We start from the raw sequence: 23333 nt of genomic DNA, 5'->3' as shown, positions 1-23333 counted from the left end.
CGGCGTACTCGGGTGTACAGGTCGACGCCGGTCCTTCGTTAGCAGCCGGGAGTATCGGACGTTTTGAAATCCTGCCGGAGTTGGCCATACTCACGAGCGACATTCTTGGGTCGGAGAGCAGCACGAAGTTTGGTGGAGCTGGTCGAAAATCCACGAGACCGATTCGTGCGGCAACTTCTGTGACTCGGCAACGGCGCTCGGCAAATGCCGCATCCGGCGGCCATCAGACGGCCCACATGCCAGGTCGGGGTAGGCGAGGTTAGTAATGGATCAACTCCAGCATGCGACCGAAGCGCTGCGCAAAGCGCTGGTCCAGGTGGAACGCCTGAAGCGCACCAACCGTGCGTTGCTGGAGCGGTCGAGCGAGCCGATCGCCATCGTCGGCATGTCGTGCCGCTTCCCGGGCGGGGTCGAGACCCCCGAGGACCTGTGGCAGATGGTGGCCGACGGCCGCGACGTGATCACGGACTTTCCCACCGATCGCGGCTGGGACGTGGCGGGGTTGTTCGATCCCGATCCCGACGCGCGGCACAAGACCTACGCCCGCACCGGCGGCTTCGTGGACGGCGTCGCGGACTTCGACGCCGCGTTCTTCGGCATCGCGCCGAGTGAGGCGCTGGCGATGGACCCCCAGCATCGGATGCTGTTGGAGCTGTCGTGGGAGGCGCTGGAGCGGGCGGGGATCGATCCCGGCGGCCTGCGCGGCAGCGCCACCGGCGTCTTCGCCGGGCTCATCGTTCAGGGCTACGGCATGTTGGCCGAGGAGATCGAGGGTTACCGGCTCACCGGCATGACCTCCAGCGTCGCCTCGGGCCGGGTGTCGTACGTGCTCGGGCTGGAGGGCCCGGCGGTGTCGGTGGACACAGCGTGCTCGTCGTCGTTGGTGGCCCTGCACATGGCGGTGCAGTCGCTGCGCTCGGGCGAGTGCGACCTGGCCCTGGCCGGCGGCGCAACCGTCAACGCCACGCCCACGGTCTTCGTCGAGTTCAGCCGGCATCGCGGGCTGGCGCCGGACGGCCGCTGCAAGGCCTACGCGGGCGCCGCCGACGGCGTCGGCTGGTCCGAGGGCGGCGCCATGCTGGTCGTGGAGCGGTTGTCGGACGCGCGACGGCTCGGGCATCCGGTGCTGGCGGTGGTGCGAGGCTCGGCCGTCAATCAGGACGGCGCGTCGAACGGGCTGACCGCGCCCAACGGCCCGTCGCAGCAGCGGGTGGTGCGCGCCGCGCTGGCCAATGCCGGGCTCGCGGCCGCCGACGTGGACGTCGTCGAGGGCCACGGCACCGGGACCACGCTCGGCGATCCCATTGAGGCGCAGGCGTTGTTGGCCACCTACGGCCAAGACCGCGACGAGCCGTTGTGGCTGGGATCGATCAAGTCGAACATGGGTCACACGCAGGCGGGCGCCGGCGTCGCCGGGGTGATCAAGATGGTGCAGGCGATGCGCCACGAGACGCTGCCCGCGACGCTGCACGTCGATGTGCCCAGCCCGCACGTGGATTGGTCGGCGGGCGCGGTGTCACTGCTCAGCGAGGCCCGGCCCTGGCCGGCGGGTCGCCCACGGCGCGCGGGCGTGTCGTCGTTCGGGATCAGCGGCACCAACGCGCACGTGATCGTGGAGGCGGTGCCCGCCGCCGAGCCCCGGGAGGCCGCCCCGACACCGGCCGTGGTGCCGTGGGTGATCTCGGCGAAGTCCGCAAAGGCGTTGCAACTGCAGGCCGCCCGGTTGGCGGGGCATCTCGGCGCGCACCCGGAGTTCGACGTCGCCGACGTGGGGTGGTCGCTGGCCGGCCGTTCGACGTTCGAGCATCGCGCGGTCATCGTGGGCGGCGATCGGGACCGGTTGCTGGCCGGACTGGACGAGCTGGCCCGCTGCGACGTCGACGAGCCCCTGTCGGTGGTCCGCGGCACCGCGTCCGCCGCGGGCAAGACCGTCTTCGTCTTCCCCGGCCAGGGCTCCCAATGGCTGGGCATGGGCGTCGAATTGCTGTACACCACACCGGTATTCGCGCAACACATCCGGGCGTGCGAAGAGGCCTTCGCCGAGTTCGTCGACTGGTCGCTGACCGACGTCCTGCGCGGCGCGTCGGACGCCCCGGGCTTGGACCGCGTGGACGTGGTGCAGCCGGTGCTGTTTGCGGTGATGGTGTCGCTGGCCGAGCTGTGGAAGTCGGTCGGGGTCAGCCCCGACGCGGTGATCGGGCACTCGCAGGGCGAGATCGCGGCGGCCTATGTCGCCGGTGCGCTGTCGTTGCGGGACGCCGCGCGGGTGGTCACGTTGCGCAGCAAGCTGCTGCGCTCACTGGCCGGCCCCGGCGGCATGCTGTCCATCGCGTGCAGCACCGAACGGGCCAGGGAACTGCTGGCGCCCTACGGGAATCGCGTCAGCATCGCCGCCGTCAACGGCCGGTCGGCCGTCGTGGTGTCCGGCGACGGGGCCGCGCTGGACGAACTCGTCGGGTTCTGCGCCGACCTGGAGCTGCGCACCCGGCGGATCGACGTCGACTACGCCTCGCATTCGGTCGAGGTCGAGGCGATCCGGGGTGAGCTCGCCGAGGTCTTGACCGGGCTCGAGCCGCGGTCCTCGCGCACCGCGTTCTTCTCGACGGTGACCGGAAATCGCTTGGACACCGCGGGATTGGACGCCGACTACTGGTACCGCAACATCCGGCAGACCGTTCAGTTCGACCAGGCGGTGCGCAGCGCGTGCGAGCACGGGTTCCGAACGTTCATCGAATCCAGCCCGCACCCCGCGTTGATCGCCGGGATCGAAGACACCGCCAACAGCTCCTTAGCGGGCGACAGCCCGCAAATCAGTGAGGCGATCGTCGTGCCCACGCTGGGCCGCGACGACGGCGGGCTCGAGAGGTTCCTGACCTCGGCCGCCACCGCGTTCGTCGCGGGAGTGGCCGTGGACTGGCGCGGCGCGCTGGACGGCGCGGGCTTTGTCGAGCTGCCGACGTACGCCTTTGACCGGCGCCGGTTTTGGCTGTCCGGGGAAGGCGTCGCGGCCGACGCCACCGGCTTGGGGCTGGGCACCAGCGAGCACCCGCTGCTGAGCGCGGTCGTGGAGCTGCCTGCCACCGGCGGGGTGCTGCTGACGGGCCGGTTGTCCGCCGGCGTGCAGGGTTGGCTGGCCGATCACGCCGTCTCCGGTGTGGCGGTGTTCCCCGGCGCGGGGTTCGTCGAGTTGGCGATCCGCGCCGGTGACGAGGTCGGCTGCTCGACGGTCGACGAACTGACTCTGCAGGCCCCGTTGATGTTGCCCGCCAAGGATTCCGGCTCGGGTTCGGTCGCCGTGCAGGTGGTGGTGGGGGCCGAAGACGAGAGCGGCCGGCGCGGCGTGTCGATCTTCTCGCGCCACGACGCGGGCTCCGGTTGGGTGTGCCACGCCGAGGGCACCCTCGGCAAGGGTTCGGTTGAGCCGGCCGCCGACTTTTCGGTGTGGCCGCCGGCGGGGGCGGTCGCGGCCGACCCGGCCGAGGGCTACGAACGGTTGGCGGACCGTGGCTACGGCTATGGGCCCGCGTTCCGGGGCCTGACCGCGGCGTGGGTCCGCGGCGACGAGGTGTTCGCCGAAGTGCGGCTGCCCGACGCCGCCGGGGGCGTCAACGGATTCGGTGTGCACCCCGCGTTACTCGATGCGGCGATGCACGCCCTGGTGATGGGCCACCAAATCGCCGGCCGCACAGACGAAGTCGTGTTGCCGTTCTCCTGGGAGGGTGTGTCGCTGCACGCCGCGGGCGCATCGGCGGTGCGCGCGCGCATCGCGCCCGCCGGGCCGTCAGCGGTGTCCATCGAACTGGCCGACGGCCTGGGGTTGCCGGTGCTGTCGGTGCGCGCGATGGCGGCCCGTCCGGTCAGCGAGCAGCAGCTGCGCGCGGCGGTGTCCGGCGCGGGGCCGGACCGGCTCTTCGAGGTGAACTGGTCACCGGCGACGGTAACCGCGCCGGCCAATGCCGAGGCTCCGGCGTATCAGCTGTTCGAATCCCTTGCCGCCGGGCAAGACCCGCTGGCCCAGACCTATGAGCGCACGCACCAGGCGCTGGCCGCGGTCCAGTCGTGGCTGACCGACCACGACTCCGGCGTGCTGGTGGTGGCCACCCGCGGCGCGATGGCGTTGCCGGGGGAGGACGTCACCGATCTGGCCGGCGCGGCGGTGTGGGGGCTGGCACGGTCGGCGCAGACCGAGCACCCCGGCCGCATCGTGCTCGTGGATTCCGATGCGCCCCTTAACGACGCTGCGATAGCCGCCGCCCTCGCGGCCGGCGAACCGCAGCTGTTGGTGCGCGGCGGCAAGGTTTACCACCCGCGGGTGCAGGGCAGCCGCGCGGTCGACGGCCTTCTGGTGCCCCCGGCGGACGGGCCGTGGCGGCTGGGCATCAGCAGCGCGGGCACGTTCGAGAACCTTCGCCTGGAGCCGGTGCCCAACGCCGACGCGCCGCTGGAGCCGGGCCAGGTGCGGGTGGCCCTGCGCGCGATCGCCGCGAACTTCCGCGACGTCATGATCACCCTGGGCATGTTCACCCACGACGCGCTGCTCGGCGGCGAGGGCGCCGGCGTGGTGGTCGAGATCGGGCCGGGGGTCACCGAATTCGCGGTCGGCGATTCGGTGTACGGGTTCTTCCCCGACGGCAGCGGCACGCTGGTCGCCGGCGACGTCCGCCTGCTGGTGCACAAGCCCGAAGACTGGTCCTATGCCGAGGCCGCCGCCATCTCCGCCGTCTTCACCACCGCCTACATGGCGTTCATTCACCTGGCCGATGTCAAACCGGGACAGCGGGTGTTGGTGCACGCCGCCGCCGGCGGCGTCGGAATGGCCGCCGTTCAGCTGGCCCGGCATCTGGGCCTGGAGGTGTTCGGCACCGCCAGCCGCGGCAAGTGGGACACCCTGCGGGCCATGGGCTTTGACGACGACCACATCGCGGACTCGCGCAGCCTGGACTTCGAGGAGAAGTTCCGGGCGGTGACCGGTAGGACCGGCAGGGCCGGGATGGACATCGTGTTGGACTCGCTGGCCGGCGAATTCGTCGATGCCTCACTGCGTCTGGTCGCCCCCGGCGGCGTGTTCCTGGAGATGGGCAAGACCGACATCCGCGACCCAGGCGCGGTCGCCCGCGACTATCCGGGCGTGCGCTATCGCGCGTTCGACCTCTTCGAGCCGGGCCGCCCCCGGATGCATGAGTGGATGCTGGAGCTGGCCGGGCTGTTCGACGCCGGGGTGCTGAAACCGTTGCCGGTGACGACGTTTGACGTGCGGCGCGCGCGCACCGCGTTGCGGTACCTGAGCCAGGCCCGCCACGTGGGCAAGGTCGTCATGAGGCTGCCGGCCGGCCTGGCGTCCGGCACCGTCCTGATCACCGGCGGCACGGGCATGGCGGGTGCGACGCTGTCCCGTCACCTGGTGGCGCAGCACGGCGTCCGGGACCTGGCGCTGCTGAGCCGGCGCGGCCCGGGCGCGCCGGGGTCGGCCGAATTGGTCGCCGAGTTGGAGGCAGCGGGGGCCCGGGTGCGGGTGGTCGCGTGCGACGCGGCCGACCGTGCGGCCCTCGCGGCGGTGCTCGCCGATCTGCCGGAGCTGTCGGGTGTCGTTCACGCCGCGGGCGTGCTCGACGACGCGATGGTCACCTCGCTGACGCCCGAGCGCGTGGATGCGGTGTTGCGGGCCAAGGTCGATGCGGCGTGGAACCTGCACGAACTGTCCCGCGGCCGGGAGCTGTCGGCGTTCGTGATGTTCTCCTCGATGGCCGGGCTGGTGGGCTCGTCGGGTCAGGGCAACTACGCGGCGGCCAACTCGTTCCTGGACGGCCTGGCCGCGCATCGGCGGGCGCACGGGCTGCCGGCGACCTCGCTGGCGTGGGGGCTGTGGGATCAGGCCAGCGTCATGACCGGTGGGCTGGACGCTGCCGACCTCGCCCGGCTGGGCCGCGACGGGATCCTGGCGTTGTCCTCGGCCGAGGCGATGGAGCTGTTCGACGCCGCGCTGATCGTCGACGAACCGTTCCTGGCGCCCGCCCGCATCGATCTCGGCGCGCTGCGCGCCCACGCCATGGCGGTGCCGCCGATGTTCAGCGACCTGGTCAACACGCCGGCCCGCCGCCGCGTCGACGACTCGCTGAGTGCCGCGAAATCGAAATCGGCTCTGGCGCATCGCCTGCACGGGCTGCCCGAAGCCGAGCAGCACGCCGTGCTGCTGGACCTGGTGCGCTCGCACATCGCCACCGTGCTGGGCAACACCACCGCCGAGGCGATCGACCCGGACAAGGCGTTCCAGGAGCTGGGCTTCGACTCGCTGACCGCGGTCGAAATGCGCAACCGCCTCAAAACCGCCACCGGCCTGGCGCTTTCGCCCACGTTGATCTTCGACTACCCGACACCCAACGGCCTTGCGAGCTACATGCGCACCGAACTCGCCGGGGTGCCGCAGGAGATCACGCACGCCCCGGTCGTCCGCGCCACCGACGACGATCCGATCGTGATCGTCGGCATGTCGTGCCGCTATCCCGGCGGGGTGGATTCCCCCGAGGACCTGTGGGAGATGCTGACCGCCGGCCGCGACGTGCTTTCGGAATTCCCGAGCGACCGCGGCTGGAACCTGCTCGCGCTGTACCACCCCGACCCCGACGTTCCGGGCACGTGCTACACCCGCACCGGCGGCTTCGTCGACGGTGTCGCCGACTTCGACCCCGCCTTCTTCGGGATCACGCCGAGCGAGGCGCTGGCCATGGACCCGCAGCAGCGCCTGTTCCTGGAGCTGTCCTGGGAAGCGTTGGAGCGCGCCGGGATTGAACCCGGTGGGCTGCGGGGCAGCGCGACCGGCGTGTTCGCCGGGGTGTACACGCAGGGCTACGGCATCGGCGCCCCGCCGGCCGCCGAGGGCTTCCGGCTGACCGGGCAGTCGTCGAGCGTGGCGTCGGGCCGCATTTCGTACGCGCTGGGGCTGGAGGGCCCCGCGGTGTCGGTGGACACCGCATGCTCGTCGTCGCTGGTGGCCCTGCACATGGCGGTGCAGTCGCTGCGCTCGGGTGAATCCGATCTGGCGCTGGCCGGCGGCGTCACGGTCAACGCCACACCGGACATCTTCGTCGAGTTCAGCCGCATGCGCGGGTTGTCCGCGGACGGACGGTGCAAGGCCTACGCCGGCGCGGCCGACGGCACCGGATTCTCCGAAGGCGGCGGCATGCTCGTGGTGGAGCGTCTGTCGGACGCCCAGCGGCTCGGGCACCGGGTGCTGGCGGTGGTGCGGGGTTCGGCGATCAATCAGGACGGCGCCTCGAACGGCCTGACCGCGCCCAACGGTCCGTCACAGCAGCGGGTGGTGCGGGCGGCGCTGGCCAACGCCGGGCTGTCCGCCGCCGAGGTGGACGCGGTCGAGGGCCACGGCACCGGAACGATGTTGGGCGATCCGATTGAGGCCCAAGCGTTGTTGGCGACCTACGGGCAAGACCGCGCCGAGCCGCTGTGGCTTGGGTCGATCAAGTCGAACATGGGTCACACGCAGGCCGCGGCCGGCGTCGCCGGTGTGATCAAGATGGTCTTGGCGATGCGCCACGAGACGTTGCCGGCCACATTGCACGTCGACGAGCCGAGCCCGCATGTGGATTGGTCGCTGGGAGCTGTGTCTTTGCTGACCGAGTCCCACCCCTGGCCGGCGACCCGGGTGCGCCGCGCCGGCGTCTCCTCGTTCGGCATCAGCGGCACCAACGCGCACGTGATCATCGAGGCCGCACCCGCCGGGTCGGAGCCCGCCGCGGAGCGCTCCACGGTGCCGGTGGTGCCGTGGGCGGTGTCCTCGAAATCGGCGGCGGCGCTGGCGGCGCAGGCTTCCCGGCTCGCGACCCACGTTCGCGCCCACGACGAGCTCGACGTCGCCGATGTGGGGTGGACGCTGGCGGGCCGCTCGAACTTCGAGCACCGAGCCGTCGTCGTCGGTGCGGACCGCGAACAACTGTTGGCCGGCCTCGACGAGCTGGCCGCCGGTGAGGGCGCCTCGGTCGTGCGGGGCACGGCGACGCCGGGCAAGACCGTCTTCGTCTTCCCCGGCCAGGGCTCCCAAACGCTCGGCATGGGAACGGGTTTGCACGCGGCATACCCGGTGTTCGCCGAGGCGTTCGACGCGGTGCTGGGCGAATTGGACCAGCACCTGCTGCGGCCCCTGCGCGACGTCATGTGGGGCCAGGACGAAAACCTGCTGAACACAACCGAATTCGCGCAGCCGGCCCTGTTCGCTGTGGAAGTCGCCCTGTTCCGGCTGCTCGAGTCCTGGGGGGTGCGGCCCGATTTCGTGATGGGTCACTCGGTCGGCGAGATTTCCGCCGCACACGTCGCCGGGGTCCTGTCGCTACAGAACGCGGCGGTACTTGTGGCCGCCCGTGGCCGGTTCATGCAGGCGCTGCCCGCGGGCGGGGCGATGATCGCCGTGCAGGCCACCGAGGACGAGGTGCGACCGCTACTGACGCCCGAGGTCGGCATCGCGGCGATCAACGGGCCCGCCTCCGTGGTGATTTCCGGCCCCGACGCCGGGGTGACCGCGATCGCCGATCGGCTGCGCGCCGACGGCCGCCGCGTCCACCGGCTCGCCGTGTCCCACGCGTTCCACTCCCCGCTGATGGATCCGATGATCGACGAATTCGGCACCGTCGCGGGAGGTCTCGTCGTCGGTAAGCCCACCATCCCGATCGTCTCGAACCTGACCGGGCAACCGGCGGGCGACGACTTCGGATCGACGGCGTACTGGAAGCGGCACGTCCGCGAAGCCGTGCGATTCGCCGACAGCGTGCGCTTCGCGCACTCCGCCGGTGCCAGCCGCTTCCTCGAAATCGGGCCGAGCGGCGGCCTGACGGCCTCGATCGAGGAGTCGCTACCCGATGTCGCGGTGACCACCATGCCGGCGCTGCGCAAGGACCGCCCCGAGCCCGTGTCGCTGCTCAATGCCGTCGCGCACGGGTTCGTCACCGGGATGGACGTGGACTGGCGCGGCGCGCTGGGGACCGCCGGCTTCGTCGAGCTGCCCACGTATGCCTTTGAACGCCGGCGCTTTTGGCTCTCCGGCGACGGCGGCCCGGCGGATGCGGCCGGGCTGGGGCTGACCGCCGGCGAACACGCCCTGCTGGGCGCGGTGGTGGACCTGCCGGCCTCCGGCGGCGTCGTCCTGACCGGCCGGCTGTCGCCCAGCGCGCAAGGCTGGCTGGCCGACCACTCCGTGGGTGGGGTCGTGCTGTTCCCGGGTGCGGGATTTGTCGAGTTGGCGATCCGGGCCGGCGACCAGGTGGGCTGCGGCATCGTCGACGAGCTGAATCTGGCGGCGCCCCTGGTGTTGCCGGCCGGCGGGTCGGTCGCGGTTCAGGGCGTGGTTGGGGGCGCCGACGATTCGGGCGCCCGCACGGTGTCGGTCTTCTCCCGCGCCGAGTCGGGATCCGGCTGGTCGTTGCACGCCGAGGGCGTGCTGCGCGCCGGGTCCGTGCAACCGGGCGGGGACCTGTCGGCGTGGCCGCCGGTGGGCGCGGTCCCGGTGGATATCGGCGACGGATACGAACGGCTGGCCGAGCGTGGCTACGGCTACGGGCCCGCCTTCCGCGGCCTGACGGCCATGTGGCGCCGCGGCGACGAAGTGTTTGCCGAAGTCGCGCTGCCCGAGGACGCCGGGGTGTCGGCGGCCGGGTTCGGTGTCCACCCCGCGATTCTCGACGCGGCGCTGCACGCGGTGATCCTGGCGTCGGAAGGCGGTGAGCTCGCCGAGGGTTCGATGCTGGTGCCCTTCTCGTGGCAGCGGGTGTCCCTGCACGCCGCGGGTGCCGCGGCGGTGCGCGCGCGGATCGTGCCGGTGGGCGAATCGGCGGTGTCGATCGAATTGGCCGACGGCCTGGGGCTGCCGGTGCTGTCGGTGGCGTCGATGGTGGCCCGGCCGGTGACCGACCGGCAGCTGCTGGCGGCGGTGTCGAGTTCGGGACCGGACCGGCTCTTCGAGGTCGTGTGGTCCGCCCAGCCATTGGCCGCGGTGCAGCCGGTGTCGGTGTCCACCTGGGGCGCAACGGAATCCGAGGCCGCAGCGGTGCTGTTCGAATCGGCGCCGGTGCCCGGGGACGTCGTCACGGAGGTACACGCCGCCACGCGCGCGGTGCTGCCGGTGCTGCAGTCGTGGTTGGCCCGCGAGGGGGCGGGAACGCTGGTGGTGGCCACCCGGGGCGCCATGGCGTTGCCCGGCGAGGACGTCACCGACCTGGCGGGCGCGGCGGTGTGGGGCCTGGTGCGGTCGGCGCAGACGGAGCATCCCGGCCGAATCGTGCTCGTGGACACGGACGCGCCGCTCGACGACGACGCGATAGCGGCGGTTTTGGCGCCGGCCGAGCCGCAGGTGTTGCTGCGCGATGGGACCGTCTACACGGCGCGGGTGCACGGCAGCCGCGCCGTCGGCGGTCTTTTGACGCCGCCCGACGACGGTCCGTGGCGGCTGGGCATGAGCAGCTACGGCACGATCGAGAACCTGCGCCTGGAGCGGATCCCCGACGCCTCTAAGCACGTTGCGCCGCTGGACCCCGGTCAGGTGCGGGTCGCCGTGTCGGCCCTCGCCGCCAACTTCCGCGACGTGATGATCGCGCTGGGCCTCTACCCCGACCCGGACGCCGTCATGGGCATCGAGGCCTCCGGCGTCGTTGTCGAAATTGCTTCGGACGTTGGCCGTTTCGCGGTCGGCGACCGCGTCATGGGCCTGTTCCCGGACGGCACCGGAACGATCGCCATCACCGACCAGCGGCTGCTGGCCCGGGTGCCGGCCGGCTGGTCACACACCGCGGCCGCGACGACGTCGGTGGTGTTCGCCACCGCGCGCTACGCGCTGGTCGACCTCGCGGGCGCCCGGCCCGGTCAGCGGGTGCTCGTGCACGCCGCCGCCGGCGGGGTGGGCATGGCCGCCGTGCAGCTGGCCCGCCACCTTGGGCTCGAAGTGTTCGCGACGGCCAGCCGTGGCAAGTGGGACACGCTGCGGGCCATGGGCTTTGACGAAGACCACATCGGCGACTCGCGCAGCCTGGAGTTCGAGGAGAAGTTCCGGACGGTCACCGCCAGGACCGGCGTGGCTGGGATGGACGTGGTGCTCGACTCGCTCTCCGGCGATTTCGTCGACGCCTCATTGCGCCTGGTAGCCCCCGGCGGGATATTCCTGGAGATGGGCAAGACCGACATCCGCGACCCCGAGATCGTCGCACGCGACCACCCGGGCGTGCGCTACCGCGCCTTCGACCTCTTCGAGGCCGGACCCGAGCGCATCGCGCAGCTGCTCGACGAGTTGGCCGCCCTGTTCGGCGACGACGTGCTACAACCGTTGCCGGCCACCCGGTTTGACGTGCGGCGCGCCCCGGCCGCGTTGCGCTACCTGAGCCAGGCCCGCCACGTCGGCAAGGTCGTGATGACCATGCCCGACGCCTGGATGACGGGCACGGTGCTGATCACCGGCGCGACCGGCATGGCCGGTTCGGCGTTGGCGCGCCACGTCGTGACCCGGCACGGCGCGCGGCACCTGGTGCTGATGAGCCGGCGCGGCCTGGACGCGCCCGGCGCGGCCGAGCTGATGACCGAGCTGTCCGCGGCCGGCGCGCAGGTGCAGGTGGTCGCCTGCGACGCCGCGGACCGTGAGGCCGTCGCGAAGGTGCTCGCCGACATCCCGGTGCAGCGACCGCTGTCCGGCGTGATCCACGCGGCCGGCGTGCTCGACGACGCGGTGATCTCGTCCCTGACGCCGGAACGCATCGACTCGGTGTTGCGCGCCAAGGTCGACGCGGCGTGGAACCTGCACGAGCTCACCCGTGAGCTCGACGTTTCCGCGTTTGTGATGTTCTCGTCGATGGCCGGGCTGGCCGGGGCGTCGGGTCAGGCCAACTACGCGGCGGCCAACTCGTTCCTGGACGGATTGGCCGTGCACCGGCGCAACCTCGGGTTGCCGGCGATATCGCTGGCCTGGGGCCTGTGGGATCAGGCCAGCGCCATGACCGGCGCGCTGGGCGCGGCCGACCGCGCCCGCTTCGGCCGGGACGGGATCGTCGCGATGTCCTCCGACGAGGCGCTGGAACTGATGGACACCGCCCTGATCGTCGACGAGCCGTTCATGCTGCCGGCCCACATCGACCTGGCCGCGCTGCGCGTCAAATTCGACAACGGCACCTTGCCGCCCATGTTCGTCGATTTGATCAACGCGCCGAGCCGGCGCCAGGTCGACGACTCGCTGGCCGCGGCCAAATCGAAATCGGCTCTGCTGCAACGCCTGGAGGGACTGCCCGAGGACGAACAGCAAGCGGTTGTGCTCGACCTGGTGCGCTCCAACATCGCCACGGTCCTGGGCAACTCCAGCCCCGAGTCCATCGATCCGGATCGGGCCTTCCAAGAGTTGGGCTTTGACTCGCTGACCGCCGTCGAGATGCGCAACCGGCTCAAATCCGCCACCGGGCTGGCCCTTTCGCCGACCCTGATCTTCGACTACCCGAACTCCGCCGCGCTGGCCGGCTACATCTACCGCGAGCTCGTCGGCACCTCAGAGCAAAGCGCCCCGGCCGCCGCGCCCGGCGAGGCCGAGATCCAGCGGGTCGTCGGGTCCATCCCGGTCAAGCGCCTGCGGCAGGCGGGAGTGCTGGAATTGCTGCTCGCGCTGGCCGACGAAGCCGAGAGCGGCGGTCAGGCGGCTCCCGCGGCGACGACCGAAAAGGACATCGCCGACATGGACCTCGACGCGCTGGTCAACGCGGCATTGCGGGACGATGACGACGACGAGTAGCCAGTGAGAATCGCGATCACGGGGGCCAGCGGCGTGGTCGGCCGCGGCCTGGCCGCCCGGTTGCTCGGCCAGGGCCACGAGGTCGCTGGCATCGCGCGACACCGGCCCGAAAGCTGGCCGACCGCAGCCGAATTCGTCGCGGCGGACATCCGGGATGCGGGCGCGGTGGGCCGTGCCCTCGCCGGAGCCGATGTCGTCGCGCACTGCGCGTGGACACGCGGCAGCGAAGAGGTCAACGTCGGGGGAACGCTCAACGTCCTCGGGGCGATGGCCGAGACCGGTACCCGGCGCATCGTTTTCCCGTCGTCGGCACAGGTCTACGGCGGGGGAGAAGCCCCGAAGACCGAGCACGACGCGAGAACTCCCGTCAGTGCCGACGGCCGGCACCAGGCCCGCGTCGAGCAGATGCTCGAGGATTCGGGCCTGGAGTGGATCGCCGTCCGCTCCGCGCTGATTCTCGGCCGCGGTGTCGACAACTGGGTGCGCCGGCTGTTGGCATTGCCGGTGTTTCCCGGCCGGGCGGCCGATCGTCGCATCCAGGTGGTCCACCTCGACGACGCGCTGCGGCTGTTCGACCGGGCGATCGTGGACACCGAAATCGGTAGCGGTCCCGTCAATCTCGCCGCCCCGGGCGAGCTGACCTTGCGGCGCGTCGCCGCGGCGCTGGGACGCCCGATCGTGCCGTGGGGCATACGACCGGCCGAGCTGCGGATGGTGCAGGACGCCCCGTTCATGGATACCGCGCGGTTGCGCGACCAATGGGAGTTCCGGCCGGCGTGGAACTCCGGCGAATGTGTCGAGGATTTCGCCGTCGCGGTACGCGGCCGGGTCACGGTGGGCAAGCGGGTCCTATCGCTGCCCTGGCGGATGACCAGCATCGGAGACCTGCCCGCCGTCGACGCGCCCAGCGAGGACGGCGTGAAACCCGATTGGGCCGGCCCGGCCGGGGATAACGGTGAGTTCGACACCCCGATCGACCCGCGCTTTCCGACTTTTCTGGCCACTAATTTGTCCGAGGCACTGCCCGGCCCGTTCTCGCCGGCGTCGGCCTCGGTCACGGTGCGCGGGCTGCGCGCCGGCGGTGTGGCCATCGCCGAGCGGCTGCGGCCCGGGGGCATCATCCAGCGCGAAATCGCGATGCGCACGGTCGCGGTGTTCGCCAACCGGCTCTACGGCGCCATCACCTCGGCGCATTTCATGGCCGAAACGGTGCCCTTCGCCAAACCCTCGACGATCGTCAGCAACAGCGGATTCTTCGGCCCCAGCATGGCGTCGCTGCCGATCTTCGGTGCGGAGCGGCCACGCTCCGAAACCGGCCGTCTCCGAAGGCAACTGCGGACCGTTCGCAACATCGGGGTATTCGGCGTGAACCTGATCGGCCTGTCCGCCGGGTCGGCCGCCGACACCGACGAGTTCGTCGCCGACGTCGATCGCCTGGAACGCCTGGCCGACGGCGACCTCACCCGGCTCGACGATCGCCGGCTGCTGAGCCTGATCGCGGTGGCGCGCGACGACGTGGTGCACGGCTGGGTGCTGGCGTCGGCGTCGTTCATGCTGTGCGCCGCGTTCAACGTGTTGTTGCGCGGTTTGTGCGGGCGGGACACCGCCGCGCCGGCGGGACCGGAATTGGTCAGTGCCCGATCGGTCGAGGCAATGCAACGGTTGGTGGTCGCCGCACAGCGTGACCCGAAAGTGACGGCGCTGCTGGCCGAACCGGGGGAGCGGCTGGGCAAGCTGGCCGTCGACGCGCCGGAGTTTCACGCTGCGGTGCTGGCCGAGCTGGCGCTGATCGGGCATCGCGGTCCGGCCGAGCTGGAGATGCTGTCGACCAGCTACGCCGACGATCCCGAGTTGCTCGTCCGCATGGTGGCCAGGGCGATGAGCGCGCCCCCCACGCCGCAGCCGGAACCGGCCCGGATTCCGCTGCGGGCCAAGCCGATCGCGCGCCTGGCGGGACACCAACTTCGCGATCGCGAAGTCCGTCGCGACAAAGTGGTGCGGGCCAACTGGGTGCTGCGCAACCTGATGCGCGAGTACGGGCGCCGGTTGGTCGGCGCCGAAATCCTGCAGAGCGCCGACGACGTGTTCTATCTGCTGGTGGACGAGCTTGACGCGCTCCCGCCGGACGTCGGGGACCTGGTGGCCCGGCGCCGGGCCGAGCAGCGCAGGCTGGCCGCCGTCGTTCCGCCGACGGTGTTCAGCGGCAGCTGGCAGCCAACCACGGCGACGCCGGCGACGCTGGCCGGCGGGGACACCCTGCGCGGCGTCGGCGTCTGCGGGGGACGGGTCCGCGGGCGGGTGCGGATCGTGCGGCCCGAGACGATCGACGACCTGCAGCCCGGCGAGATCCTCGTCGCCGAGGTCACCGACGTCGGCTACACCGCCGCCTTCTGCTACGCCGCGGCCGTGGTGACCGAGCTCGGCGGCCCCATGTCGCACGCCGCCGTGGTGGCCCGCGAGTTCGGGTTCCCGTGTGTGGTGGACGTTGCGGGCGCCACCAAAGCGTTGCCGCCGGGGGCGCTCGTCGAGGTCGACGGGACGTCCGGCGAAATTCACGTGCTAGAACTCTGATCGAGCCGCGGCATGGCCGCCGGTATCACGGGATATTTGTCGCCAGGAATGTCAGCGGCAGTCCCAAGACGGACAAGTCGACCTCTTCGAGATGAGTGCCGTCGCCTTCGAAGCTTTGCCGGAATCGTGTTGTCGCGCCGTAACGCTGGGCGACGGCTTCGGCTGCCGAGGCACCCGGGACGCGGAGCACCACCGTATAAATCCCGCCGCCGTGCGCGTCGAGGAATTCCGTCACCGACCGGGCGACCGCGGCGTCCGATGCGGGTATCGGGCTGATGAGCTCGATGCCGCGATTCCAGTCCAGGGCAACTTCCACGCCGAGCTCGGGCAGTGGCACGTTCTCGAAGGCGAAACCGAGGTCGTTGAACATCTGCGTCATGGCGGCGCGCCGCTCCTGCGCGACCGCGAACACGACATGATGGAGCGACGATTGATCTTCCGCGAGCATCGCACTTCCTTCAGCTGGTCGTTAGCACTTCGGCGTGCAGTATGCACTACGCGGGATCATGGGTGCGCCGCTGAATGCTGACGGGCGAGTCGTTCGTCGTGAATCCTGACGAGTTCACGGAACCCGAGCCTGTGGTACTTAGGGATCGGCTGGATACCCCACACGTCCTGCGCGGTGGCCTTGCCCTCGGCGCCCTCCGGCGGGCCGAACGGCGGGTACGGGTACTTGCACTCCAAGGTGTCGTTTGAGTATCGGATCTTCAGCAGCTCACTGCAGATTTCGGTCAGGCTCAGCGTGGGGTAGCCGTAATAGACCGCCATGAACGGCAACGTGAACGCGCCCTCGATCACGAGTGCGACCAGGCACACCAGGACGGCCCGTTTGATCCATTTGTGCATTCGCGCGTAGTACGGTGTCGTCCCCGGCTCGAGATCGGTAGGCGGGTCTTTTTCTTCGGTGGGTGACGGCTCGGTCATGGCAATGCTCCTGAACGTGTTCAGTCGGTGAAGATTTCGCGGTTGACGGTGTGTAGGTAAGGGATGGCGAGGAAGGGCGTGATGTAGAAGATGTCGTAGAGCCACCAACCCACGACCGGGAAAACCACACCGGCGTACCGCACGTCGGCGAACATGGTCATGTTGAAGACGTAGGCCGACCAGATCACCACGCCCATCCAGCAGGTGATGACCATCCACTGATGACCCCACCGCTTCATCTGCAAAAATCCGATCGCGGCGGCCACCCGCATCGAGAACACCGTGAGGATCAGCCCCGCCACATAGGCCTTCTCGCCCGGCCCCGCCGCGCCGCCGACCCACAGCTCGTTGTAGTGCCAGAAGTAGCCGCCGTCGAACATGTTGCCCCACCCGACCATCAGCACCCGGTTGATCAACGTGTGGTTCGCCACCAGGTCCAGGGCCCAGCCCAGGCTGTTGAGCATTCCGTCGATCAGGACCAGATAACCGATCAGCGTCACGATCATCGGCCGAACCGAGAGTCCCGCGCGCAGGGCTTGGCGTTGCAGCCAGACCCCGCGCATGAAGACCGGAAACCCGATCAGACCGGGGGCCCACATGCCCATCAGCGCGGCGCCGACGATCATCCACTTATCCGCGCGGCGCTGCGCCTGGCGCGACTCGTCGTGGTGATCCTCGAGGCTGACCGAGGGTCGGTTGGCCGAAAGCCGGTTGAGCAGAGGGAGATTCACAGATCCCACCACCCGCGGGCAAACGACATGTAGAGCTGGATTCCGAACATCACCGCCAAGTAGCCGTAGATGAATATTTGGAAGACGATGAGTGCGCGCTTGCGTTTCCGCTCTTTCTGATCCATGCCAGTTACTCCTTACTAGGTCGAGACGGCGAGGCTCGCCGCCGCGACTTCACGTAGACCGTCGGTGACCGCGCCGTCGGTGCTCAGCGGCGCGAGTATGCACGCGTCGGCCGCATCCAATTCGGTTGCGCCCGCGGCGATCAAGTGGGCCGCCGTAACCAACACCCTGGTCGAGGGAGGCTCGAAGTGAAAGGCTTCGTCGGCGGTGCGGATCGCGACCGCGCATTCGACCAATCGCCGCGCCGTCGCCGTGGGGACGCCGGCTTCGGCGACGATCACTGCGGCCTCGCGGTCGGGTGGCAGATAGTTCATCATGAGCGTGACGAACCGCTGCCGGAACGACGGCTTGAGATCCTTGAGCGAGCTGCGATACGCCGGGTTGTACGAACACACCAGCATGAATGTGTCGGGTGCCTGCACGACCTCGCCCGCGCGGTCCAGGTAGAGCGACCGCCGGTGATCGGTGAGCGAGTGCAGGATCGCCAACGAGTCGTGCCGGGCTTCGACGACTTCGTCGAGGTAGCAGATCGCGCCGGCCTTGACCGCCCGGGTCAACGGGCCATCGGTCCACACCACATCGCCCCCGGTCACCATGAACCGTCCGACGAGATCGGAGCTGGTGAGGTCGTCATGGCAGCTGATGGTCACGACGGGTCGCCGCAACAGCACGCCCATGTGCTCGACGAAGCGGGTCTTGCCGCACCCGGTCGGGCCGGTGAGCATCACCGGCAGGCGCCGGTTGAAGGCCTGCTCGAACAGCTCGACTTCGTTGCCGTTCGCGAGATAGGGATCGGTGGCGGCGTTCATGCGGCGACCAGCTCGCGATGGACATGTGCCAACACCCGCGGAAGCTCCTCGACGCGTCGGATCCGTTGGGACCGAAGGGGACCGAACACCTCGGGGAGGGGATCGACGCGCGTCGGTCCCACGCCCAGGTAGTACATCGACACACCGGCTTCGTTGGCCTCCTCGACGGCGTGCGCGGCGTCAGCCCAGGCATAACGGCCTTCGTAGCCCTCGTCGGAGATCAGACCGTCGCCGATGACGATCAGCAGGCGCCGCTCGGAGGGCTGCGCGAGCAGCCGGCTCGTCAAATGGCGAAGTGGCGCACCGAGTCTGGTGTATCCCCGGGTGGATAGGCCCAGCCCGCTCGGCGCCACGAACCGGCGGTCTGCGAAGTCCTTGAGGCACTGCACCTCGACTCGATGACGCGTATTGCCGCTGAATACGAAGACGCCGTGACGTTCGCGCGCCAGCGTCATGGCGCGCGAGAGCGCATCGGCACAGGCCAATTCGAGCTGGAAAATTCGTCCCCCGTGCACCCCCAGCGACGAACTTCCGTCGAGCAGCAAAGCCGTGGTGACGTCGCGGCCGCTGGGCAGCAGATCACGGAATATCCTCGGCTCGTTGGCCTCGCCGGTCGTCAGATCGATGTAGTGGCTGACGTATTGGTCGACATCGAGGTCGGAGCCGTCCTCGAGGCGGTTCGTCATCGCGCGATGGGTGTGTTCTTCGAACCACTTGCGCACGTCGACGGTCACGGGCGCCGGACCGCGGCTGCGCCGAGCCTCCGAACTTTCGATGACGGCGACGTGGTCGCGCATGAACCGCTGCGTCCACGCATTCCACTCCGGGTATGGAATTCCGGGCCGATGTTCCGGGGTGACGTCGAAATCGTTGTCCTGCGGCCGGCTGGGCGGCGGCAGGTTGGGGTTGCGGACGCCCCCGTCGCCGCCGACGGGAACGGAGTAAGGCCGCGGGATCCGTTGCTGCGTTGTCGTCCAAGGCATCCTGCCGAAGCTGCGGCGCAACTTGTCGGCCCATCCGCGCGGCATCGTGTGGGACAGCGGCAGATTGCCCAGCAGCGGATGGACCGTCAACCCCTGGCCGGTGGCCGCCAGCGCGATCGCCCGCTCGAGCATCTCGTCGGCGCTCATGTCGGCGGCTTCGGCGCCGAGGTCCGGTAGCAGGCGGCGCGCCTCGGGTAGCAGGCCCGGCCAGCGCGACGCGATCCAGCCGAGGGCGACGCCGGCTTCGACGAGCGTGAGCGCCCGCAGTTCCCGGGCGGACAGCTCGTTCAGCCGGTATGCGGTGACGCGTTCTTTTGACGGCGAACATTGCAGGGCCACACCGCACGTCAGGGTTCTGCGTGTCCAGCCGAAGGGTGTGGGGTAGGGGACATGAACGAAGCTGAGCTTGCCGTTCAACCCGAAGCCGCGGCGGTCACCCGTGACGAGCCGGGCGCCCTCGCGACGCCGCTCGCTCAACGCCACCGCGGTCACGGCGCAACTTCGTTCGAGCGCCATCGCCGGGAAGCCGGAACCCTCAGCCATTGTCGGCTCGCTCAAAACGTGCCGATGTTGGAGAACAGCCAGTACCAGAACCAGATGATCAGTCCGGTGCCGCCCCAAGCGGCGACATAGCGAAGGATCTCCCAGAGATAACCCACCAGCTGTCCTCCCTATCGCTTTCAGTCGGTGAAGATTTCGCGGTTGACCGTGTGCAGGTACGGGATTGCGAGAAAAGGGGTGATGTAGAAGATGTCGTAGAGCCACCATCCGACGACCGGCAGCACCACACCGGCGAAGCGGACGTCGGCGAACATCGTCATGTTGAACACATAGCCGATCCAGATCACCACGCCCATCCAGCAGGTGACGACCATCCACTGGTGGCCCCAGCGCTTCATCTGCAGGAAGCCGATCGCGGCAGCGATCCGCATCGTGAAGACGGTCAGGATGAGCCCGACCTCCCAGGCCTTTTCGCCGGGGCCCGCCGCGCCGCCGACCCACAGCTCGTTGTAGTGCCAGAAGTAGCCGGCATCGAACATGTTGCCCCAGCCGTTCAGCAGGACGCGGGCCAGCAGGGTGTGGTTCGCCACCAGGTCGAGCGCCCACCCCACGGTGTTGATCGCGGCGTCGATGATGACGAGATAACCGAGCAACGTGACGAGCATCGGCCGGACGGAGAGCCCGTCCCGTTGCGCCCGGCGCAACAACCGCACACCCCAAAGAAACAGCGGCAGCCCGAAGACGCCCAAGGCCGCGGTGCCGATCAGCAGGCTGCCGGAGATGAGCCACTTGTCGGCCTGACGCTGCGCGAGCTGCGATTGCTCCGTGTGCTCGTCGAACGTCAGCCCGCGTGGGGCCGGGCCGCGCTGTTGCAGCTTCGGCAGGTTCACGAACCCTCCCCGTCTCGACGCCGATGAGCAGGTGGATGCACTATAACAGGCTGACTTAAGTCAGCAATAGGGGGGGTTTGATGGGTCGTGCGCACTCCGGTTCTCGTGGCCAGCAGCATTACAAATACGTTGATATCCAGCAGATCCGCTGGGAACCTCACACAGACTCGAAGCTCAACTACTGACAGAAGTCAGGCTGATGCCGTTGACACGTTGTCGGCGAAACGCCTACGCTCAGCGAGCGCTCAGCCGTTGAAGGCCAAAGGGGTTGCAATGACGCACAAGTCGCCGGCAGAGAAGAAATATCGCGTAATCCAATGGGGCATGGGCAATGTTGGAACGGTCGCGCTGCGTCATTTTGCCCACAATCCCGCCTTCGAGGTGGTCGGGGTGCTCTGCAACCGCCCGGAGAAGGTGGGAAAGGACGCCGGCGAGCTCGTCGGCGTCGCGCCGATCGGAGTGCTCGCCACCACCGACAAGGCGGCGATCGAAGCGCTTGATGCCGATTGTGTTTTCTACGCGCCGCTGTGGTCGGATCCCGACGAGGTCTGTCGCCTGCTGCGCGCGGGCAAGAACGTCGTCGCCTCGGGCGGCGCGTGGTGGTACCGAACCGAGCACAGCCAGGCCGACATCGACAAGATCGATGCGGCCTGCCACGAGGGCGGGACGTCATTCCACGCGGGCGGCGTCAACCCGGGCTTCGCCGGAGACCTGCTGGTCCTGACGCTGGCCCGCATCGTGAGCCGAATCGACGCCATCCACATCTACGAGGTGGTGAATTTCGGCAAGGACACCTTGAAGTACCTGCACGAGATGGGGATGGGGAACACTCCCGAAGAGTTCCGGGCCGGGCCGAATCTGCTGGGCAACGCCTGGCCACTGTTCGCCCAGTCGATGGCCATGGTGGTCGACGGCCTCGGGAAGACCGTCGACAGGTACACGACGGAGGTCGAGCTGGGCACGGCAATTCGCGACATTCCGTACGAAGGCGGACCGACGAGCGACATGCCGGGCTTCAAGGGCTCGATCAAGAAGGGCACCGTCGCCTCCCAGCATCACAAGTGGACGACATGGGTCGACGGCAAGCCGCTCATCACCTTCCACGAGATGTACACCATGGACGAATACGATGCCATTGAGCCGCAGCCGGATTGGGGCGGACACTATCACTATCGCATAGTGATCGAGGGCGACGAGCCGACCGAGCTGATCCTGCAGGCGCCGGCCGACCCGCAGGGCAATTACCCCAAGCCGGGCTACACCTGGACGGCGATGGGCCCGGCGAATACGGTTCCGGCCGTGTGCGAGGCGGCGCCGGGATTCCTCACCCACAAGGAGCTCGGGCTGGTGCCGTTGCGCGGCCTGGTGCGCTCGTAGCCGTGGGGGAAGCGGATCAAGGCCGCAGGCTGCGCAACGTCCTCGCCACGTAGTCTTCCAGCAGATCGTGGCCGGTTGGCCAGTGGTTCGTGGTGATCAACAAAGAGTAGAGACCGAGCAGGAAGAACACCGCGCTGTTCATGGGATTGACTTGCGGATCCGCCTCTCCGCGTTCCTGAGCAAGCGCGATTTCCTGGGCAACCAACATCACCAAGGGGTGATCCCTGCCGTCCTCGGTGGGCGGGCGGGTTTGGGAGAAGTGCAGCGCGAGAAAGTCATTGAAGAGCAGATAGCCCAGCCGACGTTCCAGCCCGACCACGACCCGGACCGCCTCGTTCAGCGCGGCGCCAAGGTCGTGCTTGGACTTCAGGAATTGCGCGAACTGCTTGGCGATGCGGTCCTCTTCCCGGCGCTCCAGTTCCAGCAGCACGTGCTCTTTGGTGGGGAAGTGAAAAAAGAAGGTGCCGTGGGCGACTCCCGCGGCGGCCACGATGGCGCTGACGTCGGCCTCCGCCATTCCCGCGCGGGCGAACTCCGCGATCGCGGCGCCCATCAAGCGTTCCCGCGTCTGCAGGCGCTTGGCTTCTCGCGCAGACACCCGGTCCGTCACAGCCATTTCTTTCCTCACGGTTGACTTGACTCATACCAGAGCCGCGGGGCTAACAGCTCATTATGCCGTGTTCCCGCCAAAAAGGCTTGCACAACTTGGTCACTATCGTAAGTCCTGCGCGGTCATGGGTTGCGATCCTTCGAATTCGTTGACTTTAGTCAGCAACGTTCATAGATTTAGTCCTCGCGTACCACGCACGATCCCCGAAGGAGTCCGGCATGGCACTGGAGCAATTCCGGCTGGATGGACAGGTTGCGATCGTCACGGGCGCCGGTAAGGGTGTCGGGGCAGGGATCGCCCGGGTGTTGGCGGAGGCCGGCGCCGCGGTGGTCGGGACCGCACGCACCGAAGCGGATATCGTTGGCACGATTGAGGGTATCGAGGCCGCCGGCGGCAAGGGGCTGGCGATCGTCGCGGACGCGATGAGTCGTCCCGACGGGGAACGTGTCGTGGACACGGCCATGGAGCGATTCGGCCGCATCGATATTCTCGTCAACAACGTCGGGGGCTCGACCTACGCGCGATTTCTGGACATCACCGACGAAGACTTTCGCCACACGTTCGACTGGTGCGTGACCTCAGCGTTCATCATGAGTCAGCTCGTGGCACCCCACATGCTCAGCGCCGGACACGGTTCCATCGTCAACATCTCGTCGGGCTCGGCGCGGTTCGGCATTCGGGCGTTGACCGCCTATTGCGTCGCGAAGGGCGGCCTCGAAGCGCTCACGCGCGCCATGGCACAGGAACTCGCGCCGAAAATCCGCGTCAATGCCATCGCCCTGGGTTCATTCGCCACCGACGGTCTGCGGGGGAGTCTGGACCTGATGCCCGGATCACTGGAGAAGATGCAAGAGGCCACGCCCCTGCATCGACTGGGCGACGTCGAGGACCTCGGACGGCTCACGGTGTACCTGTGCACCCGGGATTGTTACGCGACGAACGCGACCTTCCACGTCGACGGCGGCATCGACTCGAACAACTCGCCATTGCCGATACCGGACTACTGACCCCGCCTGACATGATCGGTCATCATCCGTCGTTGGAAGGATCGGGC

12 protein-coding genes are annotated in these 23333 nt (G+C 69.0%); 4 read left to right on the top strand and 8 right to left on the bottom strand.

Annotated elements, in window-relative coordinates; translation table 11 throughout:
* Nucleotides 1-265 precede the first annotated feature (265 nt).
* Both AC5Y7V_RS28210 and AC5Y7V_RS28205 read left to right on the top strand, forming a co-directional pair.
* Entirely contained in the window at nucleotides 266-12760 is a 12495-nt protein-coding gene (locus AC5Y7V_RS28210; protein ID WP_499883332.1) for a type I polyketide synthase, read from the top strand.
* A 3-nt stretch (nucleotides 12761-12763) separates the two neighbouring features.
* The gene (locus tag AC5Y7V_RS28205) at nucleotides 12764-15331 is read left to right on the top strand and encodes a sugar epimerase family protein (protein ID WP_499883331.1); all 2568 of its coding nucleotides are present in this window, start codon (nucleotides 12764-12766) and stop codon (nucleotides 15329-15331) included.
* Between the two features lie 25 nt (nucleotides 15332-15356).
* Here AC5Y7V_RS28205 and AC5Y7V_RS28200 read toward each other — a convergent pair whose 3' ends face one another.
* The 7 genes from AC5Y7V_RS28200 to AC5Y7V_RS28170 form a co-directional block, all read right to left on the bottom strand.
* Nucleotides 15357-15779 (bottom strand): hypothetical protein, encoded by a 423-nt coding sequence (locus AC5Y7V_RS28200; protein ID WP_499883330.1) that lies wholly within the window; start codon nucleotides 15777-15779, stop codon nucleotides 15357-15359.
* Between the two features lie 56 nt (nucleotides 15780-15835).
* The gene (locus AC5Y7V_RS28195; protein WP_499883329.1) at nucleotides 15836-16255 is read right to left on the bottom strand and encodes a hypothetical protein; all 420 of its coding nucleotides are present in this window, start codon (nucleotides 16253-16255) and stop codon (nucleotides 15836-15838) included.
* Between the two features lie 20 nt (nucleotides 16256-16275).
* Entirely contained in the window at nucleotides 16276-16986 is a 711-nt protein-coding gene (locus tag AC5Y7V_RS28190) for a hypothetical protein (RefSeq protein ID WP_499883328.1), read from the bottom strand.
* The gene (locus tag AC5Y7V_RS28185) at nucleotides 16983-17111 is read right to left on the bottom strand and encodes a hypothetical protein (RefSeq protein ID WP_499883327.1); all 129 of its coding nucleotides are present in this window, start codon (nucleotides 17109-17111) and stop codon (nucleotides 16983-16985) included. The genes AC5Y7V_RS28190 and AC5Y7V_RS28185 overlap by 4 nt, the downstream gene beginning before the upstream one ends.
* A 15-nt stretch (nucleotides 17112-17126) precedes the next feature.
* The gene (locus AC5Y7V_RS28180; RefSeq protein ID WP_499883326.1) at nucleotides 17127-17918 is read right to left on the bottom strand and encodes a CbbQ/NirQ/NorQ/GpvN family protein; all 792 of its coding nucleotides are present in this window, start codon (nucleotides 17916-17918) and stop codon (nucleotides 17127-17129) included.
* Nucleotides 17915-19444 carry a nitric oxide reductase activation protein NorD gene (locus AC5Y7V_RS28175; RefSeq protein WP_499883325.1) on the bottom strand — a complete coding sequence of 510 codons (1530 nt, stop codon included), beginning with the start codon at nucleotides 19442-19444 and terminating at the stop codon, nucleotides 17915-17917. Before AC5Y7V_RS28175 ends, AC5Y7V_RS28180 begins: the two co-directional genes overlap by 4 nt.
* A gap of 137 nt (nucleotides 19445-19581) precedes the next feature.
* Entirely contained in the window at nucleotides 19582-20292 is a 711-nt protein-coding gene (locus AC5Y7V_RS28170; RefSeq protein WP_499883324.1) for a hypothetical protein, read from the bottom strand.
* Nucleotides 20293-20565: 273 nt separating this feature from the next.
* Here AC5Y7V_RS28170 and AC5Y7V_RS28165 point away from each other — a divergent pair, with 273 nt between their 5' ends.
* A complete protein-coding gene (locus tag AC5Y7V_RS28165; protein WP_499883323.1) occupies nucleotides 20566-21669 on the top strand; it encodes an NAD(P)H-dependent amine dehydrogenase family protein in 1104 nt (367 codons plus the stop codon).
* A gap of 16 nt (nucleotides 21670-21685) precedes the next feature.
* On the opposite strand, the gene AC5Y7V_RS28160 is transcribed toward AC5Y7V_RS28165, so the two are convergent.
* Entirely contained in the window at nucleotides 21686-22285 is a 600-nt protein-coding gene (locus AC5Y7V_RS28160; protein WP_499883322.1) for a TetR/AcrR family transcriptional regulator, read from the bottom strand.
* A 212-nt stretch (nucleotides 22286-22497) separates the two neighbouring features.
* Between AC5Y7V_RS28160 and AC5Y7V_RS28155 the strand changes: the two genes are divergently transcribed.
* Entirely contained in the window at nucleotides 22498-23286 is a 789-nt protein-coding gene (locus tag AC5Y7V_RS28155; RefSeq protein WP_499883321.1) for an SDR family NAD(P)-dependent oxidoreductase, read from the top strand.
* Nucleotides 23287-23333: the final 47 nt, after the last annotated feature.

The sequence above is a fragment of the Mycobacterium sp. NGS34 genome (assembly GCF_059812845.1).
This window is presented reverse-complemented; position numbering and strand designations above follow the sequence as displayed.